Below are 16,487 nucleotides of genomic sequence, written 5' to 3'. Positions count from 1 at the left end.
TTTTCATACAGTTTATGTAATTATACATATTCATCAAAAAATACACTAAATGAATATTACATGTAGTAAAATATAACTTGTGGGCACGTTCTATAAAGCAGATTCTTTTAAAAGGCGTAACATATCAATTATTATAGGGGATGTGGCGTCACTTCAATATTGATCTCAAATCTCTTGTCTTTTGTGAACTAACAATCTAGTGTATATAGACGATTCTGCTTTATAGTATGTGTTTACACTCATAACAAAGGGGTAATGGTAATACGGATAGATTCGTATGAAATGAAATGGTTCAAGTCGGAGAGAGGCACCTTAAGGTGTCTTTTCTTTTTGGACATTACATCCATTTTGTTTTTCCACCTTATTTCAAATGCACTAATTAATCTTCACCAAGAAGAAACGAGAATTAACAAAGATATTGTTTCTTCTGTTTAATACAGAAAAATGAAGGATACCCCATAGATATGGGGTATCCTTCATTTTTTATTTTTTCGCACCTTTCAATGACTCCCTCAGCACAAACTTCTGCAACTTCCCGCTCGCATTACGAGGAAGTTCATCTACAAATAAATAATGACGCGGACGTTTATAATCTGCTAGTTCATCACTTTCTTTGCAATACGTTTCTAAATCAGCTTCTGTTATTGTTTCATCTTTCTTCACAATAACTGCCACAACACGCTCTCCCCATAATTCGTCTGGCTCACCAAGTACCGCCACATCTAATATACCAGGATGACTATGAAGGAAATCTTCAATTTCACGAGGATAAATATTTACGCCACCGCTAATTACCATATCATCAACGCGATCAGCAACGAATAAATAACCGTCTTTATCAAAATAGCCTAGATCACCCGAATGATACCATCCTTTATACATCGATTTTTTATTCGCTTCTTCACGATTATGATAGCCAGCCATCATAGTTGGGCCGCGCAAAATAATTTCTCCCACTTCATAAGGAGGTAATACATCCTCTGGTTCTGCCGGTGCATCCTCGTTCGGTTTCACAATACGAACTTCATGGCTAAAGCATGGCGTGCCTGCTGAACCAGCTTTCGTAATTTGATCCTCCTCTACGAGAAACGCAACAACTGGCCCCATTTCTGTCATTCCGTATATTTGAACAAGATCAATATAAAGACGTTCTTTACATTCTTTTACTAACGCCGGTGCCATTGCTGCTCCGCCGTATATACCAATCTTCATCGAAGTTAAATCATACTGAGCTAAATCTTTTTGCAACAACATATTCCACATTGTCGGCGCTGCAAAGAACGTCGTAATCTTTTCTTCTTGAATCGTATGTAATACTGTTTCTGTATCAAAATGATGCAAAATAACATTCTTTCCGCCAACTTGAATGCGTGGTATGATTCCAGCGTTTAATTCACCACAGTGATATAAAGGCGCAACGACAAGCCCTACACTATCTCTATTATATTTAAGGAAATACGTACAAATCATACTATGCTCAGTCATTTCGCGATGACGATGTAATACGCCTTTCGGATGACCTGTCGTACCGCTCGTATAAAGCATTGAACAATAATCCATTTCATCAATTTCGATATTTACTTTCTCAGAAGATGCTGCATTCACTTTTTCATGGTAGGAACTTGCATAGGAAGGTTTATCGTTTTCTATAGACCAAAAAGATGTATTTGGAAAATCTCTTTCAATTATAGCAACAGTTGACTCAACTGCTTTTTCAAAGACAACGACTTTCGAGGATGCGTCCTGAAGAATATAAGATACTTCTTTCGCCTTTAAGCGGAAATTAATCGGGTTAAAGATCGCTCCGATTTTCGCACAGGCTAAGTAAACGTTTACAAATTCACGGCAATTATATAAGTAAACAGATACCGTATCTCCCTTTCTTACTCCGTCTTCTAATAGAGCGTGCGCTGTTTTATTTATTTGTTCATCCCACTGTTTATACGTCCAGCGAATATTCTTTTCAGGTTCCACTAACGCCTCTTTATTCGGATACTTACCAACTGATAAATCAAAAATTCTCCCTATCGTCATGTACATGCCAACAATTTCCCCCTTTTCTCTTTCATAAATCTATCATTTCGTCCATAAGTAGACATTGTCCTTTAATGATTTGACTAATTTTTCTGATTATTATCGACATAGTTTTACATACGGTACCGCTAGACGGTAAATGAAATTATATCGGCGATTTTCCAGATATATCGACCGTAACTTGAAATATATCAGCGCAACTCGAATTATATCAACGATTTTTCGAATATATCGACTTACCGACAAAAACTGACAAGATATAATCGGACCGCCCGTTACTGCAGGATAAAAAGAGGTTGTTCCAACTCGGAACAACCTCTTTCTTCTTATGCAAATAGCTCTTCTAAAATTTTCAGTTTATCTTCTGTATATTTTACGAAGCCATCGTTATATGATTTTGGATCTTTCGGATTTGCGAAGTGAGTAATTGCTCCCGTCTTCGGATGAACAAATTTACTTGATGCACCACAGCCAAGTCCGATAATTGATTGTACTTCTTCCATAATGACAATGTTGTAAATACTTTCTTGCGTCGGCATTGCATAACCAACGTTCTCTAAGTTACCTAAAATATTCTTTTGACGATATAGGTAATATGGTACGTAATTATGCTTTTGCGTCCACTCTTCTGCTTCGTGCATCATCGCTGTAATTTCTTCGCGACCTGCTACTTTATATTTACGTTTGTTTTGCGTCATTTCAGAAGCACGTTTAAATGATAACGTATGAACTGTTAATGATTCTGGCATTAACTTTTCTGTTTCATCTAACGTATGTTTGAAGATATCTAACCCTTCACCAGGAAGACCAATAATTAAGTCCATATTAATATTGTTCATTCCCATTTCACGAGCTAAATGGTATTTCTCAATTGTTTCTTCTACAGTATGATGACGTCCAATTGCTTTTAGTGTCTCTTGATGGTATGACTGCGGATTAATACTAATACGGTCAATGTTCCATTTATTTAACACTTCTAGCTTTGCTGGCGTAATTGTATCTGGGCGACCTGCCTCAACTGTTACTTCACGCACATTTTTCACATCTGGGAACGCTTCATACATTTCTTCATACAGCATATCCATCTCTTCTGCTGTAATACTTGTAGGTGTACCTCCGCCGTAATAAATCGTCGTAACTTTTACACCTTTTTCTTTTAAAAACTTACCAATTTCACGAACTTCATAATGTAAACCACCTAAGAACGAATCAACAGAGCCTTGGCGTCCATTAATCGCATAAGCCGGGAATGTACAATATGCACATTTCGTTGGGCAGAACGGAATACCGATATAAATACTTACTTCTTCTTTCAAACGGTATAAATCCGGAACAACTGCTAATTGGCAATCAACAATGCGCTGAAGAAGTTCAATTTTCTCTTCATGAATTAAATAACTTTCACGAAGCTCTTGATGCGCTTCTTCTTTTGACATACCATTTTGAAGCATTTTATGAAGAAGTTTCGTCGGACGTACTCCCGTTAAAATACCCCAGCTTTGTTCAATACCAGTTAACTGCTGAAGAACAGAAAGATATACATAAGAAACAACGTGTTTCACTTGCTTCATACGCTCTTTTTCATCTGTGAAAGCAGATAAATCTTTCGAGAATGTTTCTTCATACACATTTCCTGTGCTAACATCCGTTAATTGAGCGGATGCTTTCACATTATCCTCAATGTGTATATCAACGATAAGATTTGCTTCCTCTTGTTCAAATCCAATCGTACTATCTTCAAAAAATAAGCCGCCAATATTTTGTAGCGGACGTAAAAAACGATCATCTTGTAACGTTTTAATTGAAATTAACAACATTATCACCTTTTCATTTGCAAACTCTCTTTAGTTTACTTGAAGGGCGTTTACAGGTCAATACAGAAGGTTTTACCTGTTTCTCTTACATTTTTTCAAATAATTCTTTTTATGAATATCGCTCCTGTATATAGACATCATCATTTTCTCTTGTTAAAATTTATTAGTACTAAAATCGATACATAGTGAAAATACAATATAAAAAGGAGGAATGTTAACACTAGATTCCATAATCTAATGTGTTAAAAAAAATATGAAAAAGAAATTTTATAGTGTTTTAACTCTCTCTCTTGCATTACAAACTGTTCTTGCACCTACTTATTCATTTGCAGAGAGTGCTGAAAAATCCGCTGAAGTATATACGGAAGATCAAGTTTTTAAAAGTATTAAAGAGCATGTTAATGAGCATAGTACTCATGAAGAAGATATCGAGGTTACTGGTCAATTCCTACTATACACTTCAAAAAAACATTCATTATATACCGCGAATGATTTAAAAAACAAATCGAATATCGAGATTACAGAACAAGTCGTAACGGCGACAAAGAAAAAAGGAAATGCTTATTACATAACGACGCCAACTGGCGCTGGATGGATAGATAACAATGATAATAGCTTAGAAGTTCAAGAGATTCATAAACTATCTAATCAAAAATTAATCGTAAAAGAAGAAGCTTCCATACATGCCCTTCCGTTCCAATCATTTAAAGAAGAAGGGAAACTACAGCCACAAGTCATAACTCCTACTGAACAAGCTGGAAATTGGTTTAAAGTCCAAATAAATGAAACAACAAAATGGATTTATGCACCTTCTGCTACATTTGAAGGTACAAAAGCTTCATTATTAAAAAACAGTCGTACTGCTAAAAATAGTTTATTGAGATCGCCAGAAGCTCTACAAACAAACAATATTTATGGCGTTACATTTAAAGAAATGATTGTCCCAAAAGGAAATGACGATATTCGCCCTGGCTACCCGATGGTACCTAAATATATTACGATTCACGAAACAGCTAATACAGCGAAGGGTGCCAATGCTCTAAATCATGCAAAATTCTTAGATAATCAAGCACGCGGAACAGCTGATCGCGCCGCATCTTGGCATTTCACAGTAGATGATAAAGAAATTTATCAACATCTTCCAGTAAATGAAGTTGGATGGCATGCTGGAAATAAAACTGGAAACTATGAATCTATCGGAATTGAAATTGCCGTTAATCAAGATGGAAACTATGAAAAAGCGGTAGAAAATGCCCGTAAATTGGCAGCTTATTTAATGAACGACTTAAATATTTCTCTAGATAAGGTCCAAAAACACCAATTTTGGTCAGGAAAAAACTGCCCTGCGTTTATGATTCAACGCGGACAATGGGATGCTTTCTTAAAAGGAACTGAAACATACTATAAGGAAAATCAAAAAAATCCCGTAACTGATGACATTACAGGTGGATGGTATGAACAAGACATTCGTCAATTAGCAGCTAGAGGCATTATGCAAGGAGAAGGGAACGGCAAGTACTTCCCAGAACGTCTTGTAACGCGTGCTGAATTTGCTACACTAATTACTCGTGCTTTACAATTACCAAGTGGAAATGCTAATTTCACAGACTTAGAACAAGTACACCCATCGTTAAGAGACGGTATTAATCGTGCAGCAAGCGCAGGTATAATCCGCGGACGTGGTGATAATACATTTGATCCAAATACTACAATTACACGCGAAGAAGCTGTTATTATGATCGATCGTTCTCTAAAACACGCTGGTATTTTTGCAAAACAAGTTGAACTACCATTCGTAGACCAAAACTTAATTTACGCTAAAGAAGAAGTACAAAGAGTGTATGGATATGGAATTGTAAAAGGTAATGAATTTAATCAATTCGTACCAAAAGGACCATCACAACGTGCACACGCAGCTGCATTTATAAACAGAATGCTTAGCGTAATTGAAGCTTAACATATTTATCATTCCATATAGATATTTTCATTTTATCTGTATTCACTTAAAAGGCATCAGAGACTATATATCTCTGATGCCTTTTATACATCTTTTAGCTATTTTTAGCCATGAATCTTAAACGTATTCCTAATAACAGAAGCATAAAACCGATGAATGGAACGTAATTTTCATATCATGTCCTTTTTGTGGTACATTAAGATTTTTTATTCCTTCACTTGTTTTTTTATGAGCCATTAACCTTCCGCCTAACTTCCTCGCATGTGCCGAATTTTGAGATGGGGTCTTATTGCCAATCAAGACGAAACAAAATTAATCTAAAGAACATTTTATGTGATGTGAATTTTTCGGAAACATCACCCACTTTACATTAGTTTTCTAAGGGACCAAGTAAATTGTATCTGTTTCATACATAGTTCAAACTTTTAAAAATTTCTATTCTTTTTAATAAGCTCAACAAAAAAACGTAGCCAAAAAGCTACGTTTTTCTGTCATCGTTTCGGTGTATTTTTATGATTCTTCAAAAACGGAAGCGGGAATTGCTTACGGAAATGCTCTTTAATCATATACTCTACACCGTTTTCGCTATTTGAACGTGTAATCCAATCTGCTGCTTGCTTTAATTCTACAGGCGAGTTCCCCATTGCTACCCCAAGCCCCACGTTTTCAATAACCTCTAAATCTTCCATACTATCTCCAATCGCAACCATTTCATTTAGCGAAATATTTAAATGCTCTCCAAGCAATTGTAATCCACGTAACTTTGATACATTTTGCGGTAAAATTTCTATTCGTTTTGAATCACATTCAACATACTCTACATCTTGAAATGCTTTTCTTAATGTGTTCAGTCCTCTTTCTTTTTCACCTTTCGTTTGGAAAATAACATCAATTTTTGGCGCCGCTACCGGATGATCACGAAGCGCATCACCTAACGAATCTACAAATTGAACTGGATAAAATAACGGGTCTGCACTTGATAATACAGTGCGCGCAATTAAGTTTGGTGTATTTCTCTCACGATTTCCGATTGAAAACCGTTCATGAGAAATACGTACGTTACAATCAAAGTGCTCTAACACTTGCACAATATTAAAAGTCTTCTCTTCAGATAATCTTCTTTGAACGTACGGCTTATCTAACGTTGCTGAAACGAAAGCACCACCATGTGTCACTAATATAGAATCTAATTTTAACGCCTTTGCTACTTTATGAGCGGATTGAAAATTACGACTCGTAAATAACGTAACGTATACATCTTTTCTTTTCACAAATTCAATTGTTTCTCGTAATCCTTTTGCAATTTTTCCATTGTTGTATAGTAGTGTCCCATCTATATTAAGAGCTAGTAAGCGATAAATCATGTCGCACTCCCCCTCTTCGCTGTTGTACTCTATCCATAATTTATGAAATAAATGTAGCAAATAGAACGAGTTAGAATTACTACTGAAAATTTGGTTTACTATATACATATACACTTAGCAAAGGAGATAGTACAATGCAGGCACCTCCTTCTTTTTATGAAGGCGACACGTTAGAAGTCGCAAAAAAATTACTCGGGCAAAAACTTGTTCATATTGTAGACGGAATAAAGCGAAGCGGAATCATTGTAGAAGTAGAAGCATATAAAGGCCCAGATGATAAGGCCGCACATAGTTACGGAGGCAGACGGACAGATCGCACAGAAGTTATGTTTGGTGCACCAGGGCATGCTTACGTATATTTAATTTACGGTATGTATCATTGCTTTAACGTTATTACAGCGCCAGTGGGCACCCCGCAAGGTGTTCTCATTCGAGCTCTTGAGCCGGTAGATGGAATAGAAGAAATAAAACTAGCGCGCTACAATAAGACCGAAATTACAAAAGCGCAGTACAAAAATTTAACGAACGGTCCTGGCAAACTATGCCGTGCACTTGGCATCACTTTAAAAGAACGCGGTGTATCGTTACAAAGTGATACGTTACATATTGAATTAGTTCCAAAAGAAGAACACATATCATTACAATATAAAATAACAGCAGGACCTCGTATTAATATCGACTATGCAGAAGAAGCTGTACATTATCCGTGGCGTTTTTATTATGAGGGACATCCGTTTGTTTCAAAGAAATAAACGATATCGACTTACCGACAAATAAAAGAAGACTGTTCCAAAGTGGAACAGTCTTCTCCTTTTACTCCGCACCTTCCGCAGTTGCAATATTATCCTCTAAGTTTTCTCTTGATAATTCAGCCGCCATAAAATCTGCTATTTCTGGAAGTGCTAAATGCATATGAGCTTTTTGACAAATTTGGATCGTGCAGTTTTCTACAACATAGTCGAAAACATGTCCGCCTCCGCTTCTTTCATCATCAATGTAATGTAAGTGGAATCCAGCTACCCCAATACCTTGTGCGTAATCTGGTGTCCAAAATCCAGCAAGCGTACCTTCTGTATTTTCAAACGAAAAGATTGGTTGCGATTTCGTCACTTCAACGAGTGGTGTATACGGTTTTTCTTGTCTTGGAACAGTTCTCGTTCTTACTTCACGGAACGTACCGTCCATTCGAATAGCGTAAAATAAGTTTTTACTTGGCATTAATTCATGTAATAACGCTTCAACTTCTTCACGATTCATCGGACGCTCTACCGTATAACTCATTTCTTTTTCAAAAAACGTTACAGTCGCAAACGGTGTTGTTTCTTCTGGCTCTACTTTTTCTGCTGAACCGTCTGAACGTAAATGATAAAATTCGTTATCAAATGCAATCATTTCACCATCTAATTGATCAAATGTGCCGATGCCGAAATCACCACGTTCTTTCAATTCCTCAAAGCTAATCACACCATCATATATACCATCTAATAGCGCAAGCATTGTAGATGTTTGATATACTTCATTACTCGTTTTCGTTCTTTTTGCATCAATATCGATTAATTGCGCAACAGTCATCTCAAATCTGCCTCCATTAGTTTAATTGGTTTGGTAATAATTTTTCGCTTAATTTAATGTTATCACGGTAGTCGATTGGAATATCAATAATGACAGGACCGTCTGCTGCTAATGCTTCTTTTAATACACCTTCTAATTCATCAGGCGTGTTAACACGAAGACCTAACGCCCCGAAACTTTCCGCATATTTAACAAGATCAACATCACCAAACTCTGTAGCTGATGTTCTGCCGTATTTCATCATTTGTTGGAATGCAACCATATCATATGTGCCGTCTCTCCAAACAAGATGGACGATTGGAGAATTTAAACGTACCGCCGTTTCTAACTCCATCGCTGAGAATAAGAAACCACCGTCACCTGATACGGAAACTACTTTTTTACCTGGTTCTACTAAAGTAGCAGCAATTGCCCAAGGAAGTGCAACACCTAACGTCTGCATACCGTTACTAAATAATAATCTACGTGGTTCATAAGAACGGAAACATCTCGCCATCCAAATAGAATGGGAACCGATGTCACATGTAACGGTTGTGTCGTCACTAATTAAAGAACGAAGTGTACGAATCACTTGAAGCGGATGTGTAACACCTTCTGAAGGACGATTTGGAACTTCTGCTTGTTCTGATAATTTCGCGCGTAATCGTTCTAACACTGCTTCTGATTTCGTACTTAACACAAGTTTCGGTAACTTTTCTGCGATGCTATTTACTGTTAAGGCAATATCACCAATTAATTCACGCTCTGGTTGGTAATCATGATCGATATCTGCTTGATGGTCATCAAGATGAATAATCGTTCTGTCTCCAAGTTTATTCCAGAACTTTGGATCATACTCAATTGGATCATAACCGATAGAAATAACAAGATCTGCCTCTTCTAGTAAAATATCACCTGGTTGGTTACGGAATAGTCCAACACGGCCGAAGAAATGATCTTCTAACTCACGTGAAATGGCACCAGCCGCTTGATATGTTTCAACGACAGGAAGTTCTGTATCCGCAATTAATTTACGAACGGCTTTCGTCACTTCATTTGTGCTCGCTCTCATACCGAGTAAAATAACTGGTAATTTCGCTGCTTTTATTTTATCTACTACATATGTAATATCATGTGTGGGAGCGATTCCAAGCTGTGGCTTAGAAAGCGCACCGATAGACTCTACAGTCGTTTCCGCAGTCATAACGTCTTGCGGCAGACTTACTAAAGTAGCGCCTGGATTTGTGGAAGTCGCACTTCGGAATGCATTCGATAGTGCTTCTGGCACATTATCAGGATGCTCTACTTCTACGCTATATTTTGTGATTGGTTCGAATAGTGCAGCATTATCCATAGATTGATGCGTACGTTTTAATCGATCTGTACGCGGAACTGCACCAGCTAAAGCAACAACGGGATCACTCTCCGCATTCGCAGTAACAAGACCTGTCGCTAAATTTGATGTCCCTGGTCCTGAAGTTACAAGACATACGCCCGGTTTCCCTGTTAATCTACCAATAGCAGCTGCCATAAATGCTGCGTTTTGTTCATGACGACAAACAATTAACTCTGGTCCTCTTTCTTGCAGTACATCAAATACAGAGTCAATCTTCGCTCCTGGAATACCGAAAACATGTGTAACACCTTGTTTAATTAAACAATCAACAACAAGATCTGCTCCTTTTGTTTTTGTCTTCACGTCGTTTGCTTTTACATCTGTACTCAAACTAATCATTCCTTTGTTTCATAATTTGTGTAATAAAGATTTTAATTTCACCTAGTTAATTAATGTGGTGAAGTATCATTTATCATTATATTACAAATGCATTATTTTTCCAACAATATGAATTCGACATTATTTTGACAAAATTCAAAGAATACGCTTACAACCTTTTGTTTATCTTAAAATAACATTTTTATATCTCTTCTAAAAATGCGCAAAAATATTTCCACCCATTTACATTATTAAAAATTTTATAGTACCTTGCAAAGAACAATAGCAAATGATATATTTGTAAATAATGGAATAACCATTATTTGGAATGTTATTTACGATTAGTATATCGCCTTTCAAAAAGTAAATATAGATTGTGTGTGCTGTTTAGAAAAAAGATAGGATTTTCAGCCATAATTCATCATTTTATAAAGGAAAGTGATTGTTATGAACAAAAGTGAATTTTTAGAGCAACTTAGTTCTTCCCTACGGAATATGCCTAATTCAGAAAAGGAGGATATTATCTCGGAGTACGAAACTCATTTTATTAGTGGTAAACAAGATGGAATATCTGAAGAGGAAATTTCTAAAAAGCTAGGAAACCCTAAAACTATCGCTAAAGAACTTAACGTTTCATATGCAATAAGCAACGCTGACAATAGGCGCAGCCTAAAAAACATTATGACGGCACTGTTTTCTGTTATGAGCTTAAGTCTTTTAAACTTTATATTTATCATTATCGCCTTTTTCGTATTACTCTTTCTATTACCGCTTCTTCTAGCACTTATAATTGCTACACCGTTATTAATTATTTCACCTATCTTATTAATAGGGTTAGGATTCTTTAAAGGGTTTCACCAAATCAGTTATTCCGATGTTTACAATGTATTCATAGCTTTTTGCATCGGCTTACTAATATCAGTCATATGTTATCAAATAATAAAACATCTATACGTAGCTTTAGTTAAGTATTTGAAATGGAATGTAGCTATTTTGCAACGACACTAATGCAAAAGGAGATTAAGATGAAAAATTATATTTTATACCCATTCATGTTACTTACAATGTTATTTCTATCAGCTTGTTCAAACAGTGTACAGCCTAAGGAAAAAAATGATGTACAATCTATCAAAGATGTTGCTATTAAAGTTCCAGAAAATATATTTAGTTCCTCAAAGAAAAATGAAACTATTAGTGAAGACGAAATGAGACAAAATATAAAAAATTATATAGATTATAGTTGGGAGTTATCTGAAAATATAATTCCTCTCGCTTCAACAAATTCTGATAAGAATTTCACTGAATCTGACCGAGAAAAATTACAAAAACTAATAGAGTTAGCGAAGCAAAATGATGCAAACTTCCATAATTTTATTAGTAACAATACAATCCCTGATGATTACAAAAAGCCTTCAAAAGAAATCTATGAATTTATTTCATCGTCTACAGCACTTTCAGTAGAACTAGATCAAGAGTTAGACAAACTCGCCCAAGATGGTAACTTATTCAAGGCGAATTTTTCTTTTACGAAACGCCTTGAGAAAATAAATGGGAGGAAACAAAAAGAGATTGAAAAGTTTTTGAACGAAAAAAATATTAAAACTTCAATTAACAGCAATAAAAAAATTTAACCGATGTGTTACATATCCCTTTCAAAATAATCAATAAGAAATGGCTATTTTGAAAGGGAGTTTTTGTGATATAACTATTAAATTCCCTAAACAAAAAAGACGCTCCCCTAGGAGCGTCTTCCACTATTACGCTTGTTGTTGCGCGCTATATAATTCTTCAAGTGGCTTCATGATAATTTTGTTAACGTCACCGATTACAACGTTTAGGCGTTGCTCAGTTTCCATTAATTTTGTAATTTTAGCATCTTGTTGAATGCGAGCTACAACTTCTTGTGCTTGTTGGTTGTCTTCTTCAGTGATTTCTTGGCCTTGCATCATTTTTTGTTGTAGGCTAAGTTGCATTGTACGGAACTCATCGAATAAGTTCTTTGAAGCTGTGTCAGCTTGAACTGCTGCGTAGCTCTCTTTTAAAGTTTTGAAGTCATCGTTTTCAGCGATTGCTTTTTGTAATTCATATGCAACATCATGAATGTTCTTTGTCATTTTATTTTTCCTCCTTTAGAAGGCTAGCGCTTTTCATACGCACTGCCTTTTCAGTGCATTTACATACGCACCTCTTCTTACCATATCAAACTATGCAAGAGATGTGAAGAAATTTCACTTTTATTTCTATGTACTCACCTTATTATCTAAGAAACAATAGTAACAATCCTTGTACGAGCCCGATCATTCCGCCTAATAACGCTCCTAAATACGTAATCATTTTTAATTCGTTTTTCGTAATAGACAGAACTAAGTCTTCTAATCTTTCTGTTGAGAATGTAGACACTTCTTGCTGGACAATTTCCGCAAGGTGTAGATTGTTTAGTATACTCTCTACATTTTCTGTTCCCCACTTTAAGCCTTTCGTTACTGCACTTGGAACCACTTTTTCAATAATTGTTTCTCGAACTGGTTCACATACTTGCTGAACAGATTGATTTAAAAACTTACTCACTGTTTCCTCTACTTTAACTGCTGACAGCACGGAGCTTACAATCATTTCTTTCTCTACAAATGCTTCTAATTCTTTTACATCTCTTCCTTTTAACTTTTCCCACTCTTTTTGCAGTACGTCAGTTAAAAGCTGCTTTGTAGCATCTTGCCCTAAAAACTTAATAACTTCTGGCTGCACACGATCCACAACACTTACATTTCCTAAAAACATCCCAACTAAGTTAAGTAGCGTTCCGCGAGAAGCAAAGAAATCATCAATCATTTTTGAAAAACGAGCTTTCCCTTCTTCACTTTCAAAAAAGCTAATTCCTCGCTCTAAAATAAACGCCGAGGCATTCGGAATCGCATTCTCTATCTTTTCATGTACAGAATGAGGTAAAGCCTGTTCCCATGTATATGTATAATACTCTGCTAAAAATGCATGAATTTTTTCTGTAATCACATGTTCGATTTTTCGAGTTGCTTCTTCTTCTACATGTGCTACATTCCATTTTTCTAACATATATCGCAGTGATTGTTCATTCGTAATTACTTTATCCACTTCCACTTGCGCCCAGTGAATTAAACCTTTTTGAAACTCTTCATTTGTTAGCTTTTTTCCGATTCCTTCTGGTGTTAACAAATGTTCTACAACCATTTTTCCTAATTGAACAGCAAGTTCATCACGCCGCTTCGGAATTAACCCTGGTGTAAATGGAACTTGAAACTTTCCGATATAAATAGGACGATGAGGGCGAAATAACATTTTTATCGCTAAATGATTCGTATATCCTCCAATAATTGCTCCGAGTCCTGTCGTCGTTAACATATTTAACCATATATTCATTACAATCAACCTTTCACTTCTCCAAAACTATAGCATATCATCATACGGACAAAAGTATAATGGTATAAAAACGTATTTGCAATATATAGCTTCGCCTATTATGCAAATAGTAGTAAAGGAGTGATTTCGTTGGTTCTCGGCCTTTTAACTTCTAAACTTCATTATGAGCAAACGTATTACACCGAAATCGCTAAACGCGCTCGGCTTTATCATAATGTCGTTGCCCAGTTTACGCCATTTTGTATTGATCCTAAAACAGACCTTGTTTCTGGTCTTATTTACGATACAGATACAGGAAAATGGAAAAAGCAAACATTCCCTATTCCTTCTTATATATATGATCGTTATTCTTTTCAAGAGGAAACAGACTTTGAAAAAGTAAAATCAATTATTCACTCTTTGCACAATCGTCCTTCCACTACCTTTTTAAATAACACACTTATTAATTCAAGTGAACTACATGATTTATTTCTCACTAATAAAAAACTGTCTCCTTATATACCAAAATTTGAAATTGCGACGATACAAAACATTTTCAAACTGTTGTTAAAAACTAAAGATATTATTATACGCCCCACTAATATACATTCTAAAGATAACTTATATCGAGTCGCTTACAAAAATAAAACGTTTCAGATCGATACAGTAAATGAAAAATACCATACTTCTATTCCAATCAAACGCACAGACGAATTTATATCTTGGTGTAAATCTAACATACGTTCATCACGTTACATAGCGCACACTATGCTACAACCACCAAATCAATTAACATATCCACTGCACATTCGAACCATTTTGCAAAAAAACAAAGAACAAACTTGGAATGTTATCGGTCAATTTATACAAAAAAGCTCATTTCCTAATCAGCTTTTACCCTCAACAACGGACGATGATTCATTACATTCATTTTCAAAAATTAAATACGTACTATCTAGTACAGGTGTGCAACTATTGCACGACGCTTTACACGATATTATAAATGAAGTATTCCAAACACTAGATCAGTCTTATTCTTCGTTATTTGAACTAGAACTTTCCACAATTATGGATCAAAAAGGTGCAATCTGGCTTATGTATGTCAACACGATCCCTCCTTACGAACAATACATTCGTCATAGTGATTCATTAGCTGAAAAGATATTTCACGGACCACTTAAATTCAGTCGCTTTACACCATAATGAAAGGAGGTAAACCTATTTTGAAAGAACATATATATACATTAAATATTTCAGATGAACATCCAAATAGCATTACTTTACCTTACGTTTTTTCTATTACACCACCTATTACATCCCTCTCCTTCGGCATACGTCATATAGCAAGTGAAGAAGTAAAAATTCATTATTCCTTTACTCGCGAAATTATTATCGGAAAGCATATTGCCGAAAAACTTTTACTGCCTCAATCAACTACTATTCATGCATTCACACAAAACCAAACGATTATTTTCGGACCATTGATCGGCATTTTCACAACTGGCTTTAACGATGATTCTTCTAATCCTTTAGGAAATCGTTCAATTGCTCTCAGTGAGTTGTTAACACCACCATTCTCATTACGACCGTTCGTATTCGTCTTTGGCGTTCAACATATAAACTGGGAAGAAGAAACAATTGAAGGATATTTCTTTCGAGAGAAACAATGGATAAAGAAAAAGGTTCCTTTACCAAACGTCATTTACGATCGACTACCGAATCGACAAGCGGAAAATTACAAACCAATTGTCAGAGCAAAAAGAAAATTAGAACAAGACTACTCCATTCCATGGTTTAACCCAGGGTTTTTCAATAAATGGGAAGTTCATCAACTTCTTATGAAAGAAGAATCAATTAAACCCTTATTACCAAATACAGAAGCATTTCAGCATTTCGAACAAGTAGAACGGTTTCTTGGCACATATAAATCAGTGTACATGAAACCAATACACGGGAGCTTTGGTAGAAATATTCATCAAATATTTTATTCTCAAACAGAAAATTGCTACTACTGTCGTTATCGCGAAAATGAAGAAAACAAACTGAGAAAGTATCAATCATTAGAAACTCTTCTAAACCATGTACTAAAAGGGCATGATTTAAAAAAGTTTATCGTACAGCAAGGTATTTCGTTACTTCGCTTTGATGGTCAACCTGTTGATTTCCGCATTCATACAAATAAAAATCATTTCGGTAATTGGATAGTTAGTGCAATCGTCGCCAAAATCGCCGGCAAAGGCAGTTTAACAACGCATGTAAATAGCGGCGGTAATACAAAATTGCTACAAGAGCTTTTTCCAGATTCAACGAAGCAAGTTCAAATTGAAAATAAATTAAAACAAACAGCTCTGCAAATAAGTTATGCACTCGACGAGCAAGTAACTGGAAACATCGGTGAGATTGGTTTCGATATCGGTTTAGACACAAAGGAAAATCCGTGGTTATTTGAAGCCAACTCTAAACCTGGGCGAACTGTATTCCAAGATGCCAAATTAAAAGAACAAAGTGAACTGACACGCCAGTTATTTTACGAATATGCCATCTACTTAACTGAACATTCTTTACGTGATACAAAAGAAAAAATGTCCCAAATAAAATCCGGGACTTCATCAAACACCGAATGTATCCCTTCTCCTATGATTCACTCACAAATGCAAAAACAAAAACTTCCACCTAGATAA

13 protein-coding genes and 1 pseudogene are annotated in these 16,487 nt (G+C 35.7%); 6 read left to right on the top strand and 8 right to left on the bottom strand.

Going from position 1 to position 16,487, the window contains the following annotated elements; genetic code table 11:
* Positions 1–483 precede the first annotated feature (483 nt).
* On the bottom strand, positions 484–2,040 hold the full coding sequence (locus BHV55_RS04590; protein ID WP_000281980.1) for a fatty acid--CoA ligase: 1,557 nt from the start codon (positions 2,038–2,040) through the stop codon (positions 484–486).
* 320 nt (positions 2,041–2,360) lie between these two features.
* Positions 2,361–3,851, bottom strand: coding sequence for a coproporphyrinogen III oxidase (locus BHV55_RS04585; protein ID WP_002164625.1), 1,491 nt, complete (start codon positions 3,849–3,851; stop codon positions 2,361–2,363).
* Between the two features lie 250 nt (positions 3,852–4,101).
* Here BHV55_RS04585 and BHV55_RS04580 point away from each other — a divergent pair, with 250 nt between their 5' ends.
* Positions 4,102–5,805 carry an S-layer homology domain-containing protein gene (locus tag BHV55_RS04580; RefSeq protein ID WP_000726531.1) on the top strand — a complete coding sequence of 568 codons (1,704 nt, stop codon included), beginning with the start codon at positions 4,102–4,104 and terminating at the stop codon, positions 5,803–5,805.
* Between the two features lie 94 nt (positions 5,806–5,899).
* On the opposite strand, the pseudogene BHV55_RS27825 reads toward BHV55_RS04580, so the two are convergent.
* Positions 5,900–6,033, bottom strand: a pseudogene (locus BHV55_RS27825) (MSCRAMM family protein); the annotation flags it as partial.
* A 263-nt stretch (positions 6,034–6,296) separates the two neighbouring features.
* Positions 6,297–7,169, bottom strand: a complete 873-nt coding sequence (locus BHV55_RS04575; protein WP_016117266.1) for a Cof-type HAD-IIB family hydrolase — start codon at positions 7,167–7,169, stop codon at positions 6,297–6,299.
* 134 nt (positions 7,170–7,303) lie between these two features.
* Between BHV55_RS04575 and BHV55_RS04570 the strand changes: the two genes are divergently transcribed.
* On the top strand, positions 7,304–7,921 hold the full coding sequence (locus tag BHV55_RS04570) for a DNA-3-methyladenine glycosylase (RefSeq protein WP_001148796.1): 618 nt from the start codon (positions 7,304–7,306) through the stop codon (positions 7,919–7,921).
* A 61-nt stretch (positions 7,922–7,982) separates the two neighbouring features.
* Here the strand turns inward: BHV55_RS04570 and alsD are convergent, their stop codons facing one another.
* On the bottom strand, positions 7,983–8,741 hold the full coding sequence (gene alsD, locus BHV55_RS04565; RefSeq protein ID WP_070757323.1) for an alpha-acetolactate decarboxylase: 759 nt from the start codon (positions 8,739–8,741) through the stop codon (positions 7,983–7,985).
* A 16-nt stretch (positions 8,742–8,757) separates the two neighbouring features.
* The gene (gene alsS, locus BHV55_RS04560) at positions 8,758–10,446 is read right to left on the bottom strand and encodes an acetolactate synthase AlsS (protein WP_000102390.1); all 1,689 of its coding nucleotides are present in this window, start codon (positions 10,444–10,446) and stop codon (positions 8,758–8,760) included.
* 435 nt (positions 10,447–10,881) lie between these two features.
* On the opposite strand from alsS, the gene BHV55_RS04555 reads away from it, so the two are divergent.
* Both BHV55_RS04555 and BHV55_RS04550 read left to right on the top strand, forming a co-directional pair.
* A complete protein-coding gene (locus tag BHV55_RS04555; protein ID WP_048567836.1) occupies positions 10,882–11,442 on the top strand; it encodes an HAAS signaling domain-containing protein in 561 nt (186 codons plus the stop codon).
* Positions 11,443–11,459: 17 nt separating this feature from the next.
* Positions 11,460–12,065, top strand: coding sequence for an NDxxF motif lipoprotein (locus BHV55_RS04550; protein WP_070757325.1), 606 nt, complete (start codon positions 11,460–11,462; stop codon positions 12,063–12,065).
* Between the two features lie 126 nt (positions 12,066–12,191).
* On the opposite strand, the gene BHV55_RS04545 is transcribed toward BHV55_RS04550, so the two are convergent.
* Both BHV55_RS04545 and BHV55_RS04540 read right to left on the bottom strand, forming a co-directional pair.
* The gene (locus tag BHV55_RS04545) at positions 12,192–12,548 is read right to left on the bottom strand and encodes a YlbF/YmcA family competence regulator (protein ID WP_000164610.1); all 357 of its coding nucleotides are present in this window, start codon (positions 12,546–12,548) and stop codon (positions 12,192–12,194) included.
* A gap of 142 nt (positions 12,549–12,690) precedes the next feature.
* Complete coding sequence (locus tag BHV55_RS04540; protein WP_113710843.1) at positions 12,691–13,827, bottom strand: DUF445 domain-containing protein; 1,137 nt, start codon at positions 13,825–13,827, stop codon at positions 12,691–12,693.
* A 129-nt stretch (positions 13,828–13,956) separates the two neighbouring features.
* Here BHV55_RS04540 and BHV55_RS04535 point away from each other — a divergent pair, with 129 nt between their 5' ends.
* Positions 13,957–15,009, top strand: a complete 1,053-nt coding sequence (locus BHV55_RS04535; RefSeq protein WP_000242813.1) for a YheC/YheD family endospore coat-associated protein — start codon at positions 13,957–13,959, stop codon at positions 15,007–15,009.
* A 20-nt stretch (positions 15,010–15,029) separates the two neighbouring features.
* Positions 15,030–16,487: a YheC/YheD family endospore coat-associated protein gene (locus BHV55_RS04530; protein WP_070757330.1), complete on the top strand. Its 1,458-nt coding sequence runs from the start codon at positions 15,030–15,032 to the stop codon at positions 16,485–16,487.

The sequence above is a fragment of the Bacillus sp. RZ2MS9 genome, from assembly GCF_001816185.2.
GTDB lineage: Bacteria > Bacillota > Bacilli > Bacillales > Bacillaceae_G > Bacillus_A > Bacillus_A cereus.
This window is presented reverse-complemented; position numbering and strand designations above follow the sequence as displayed.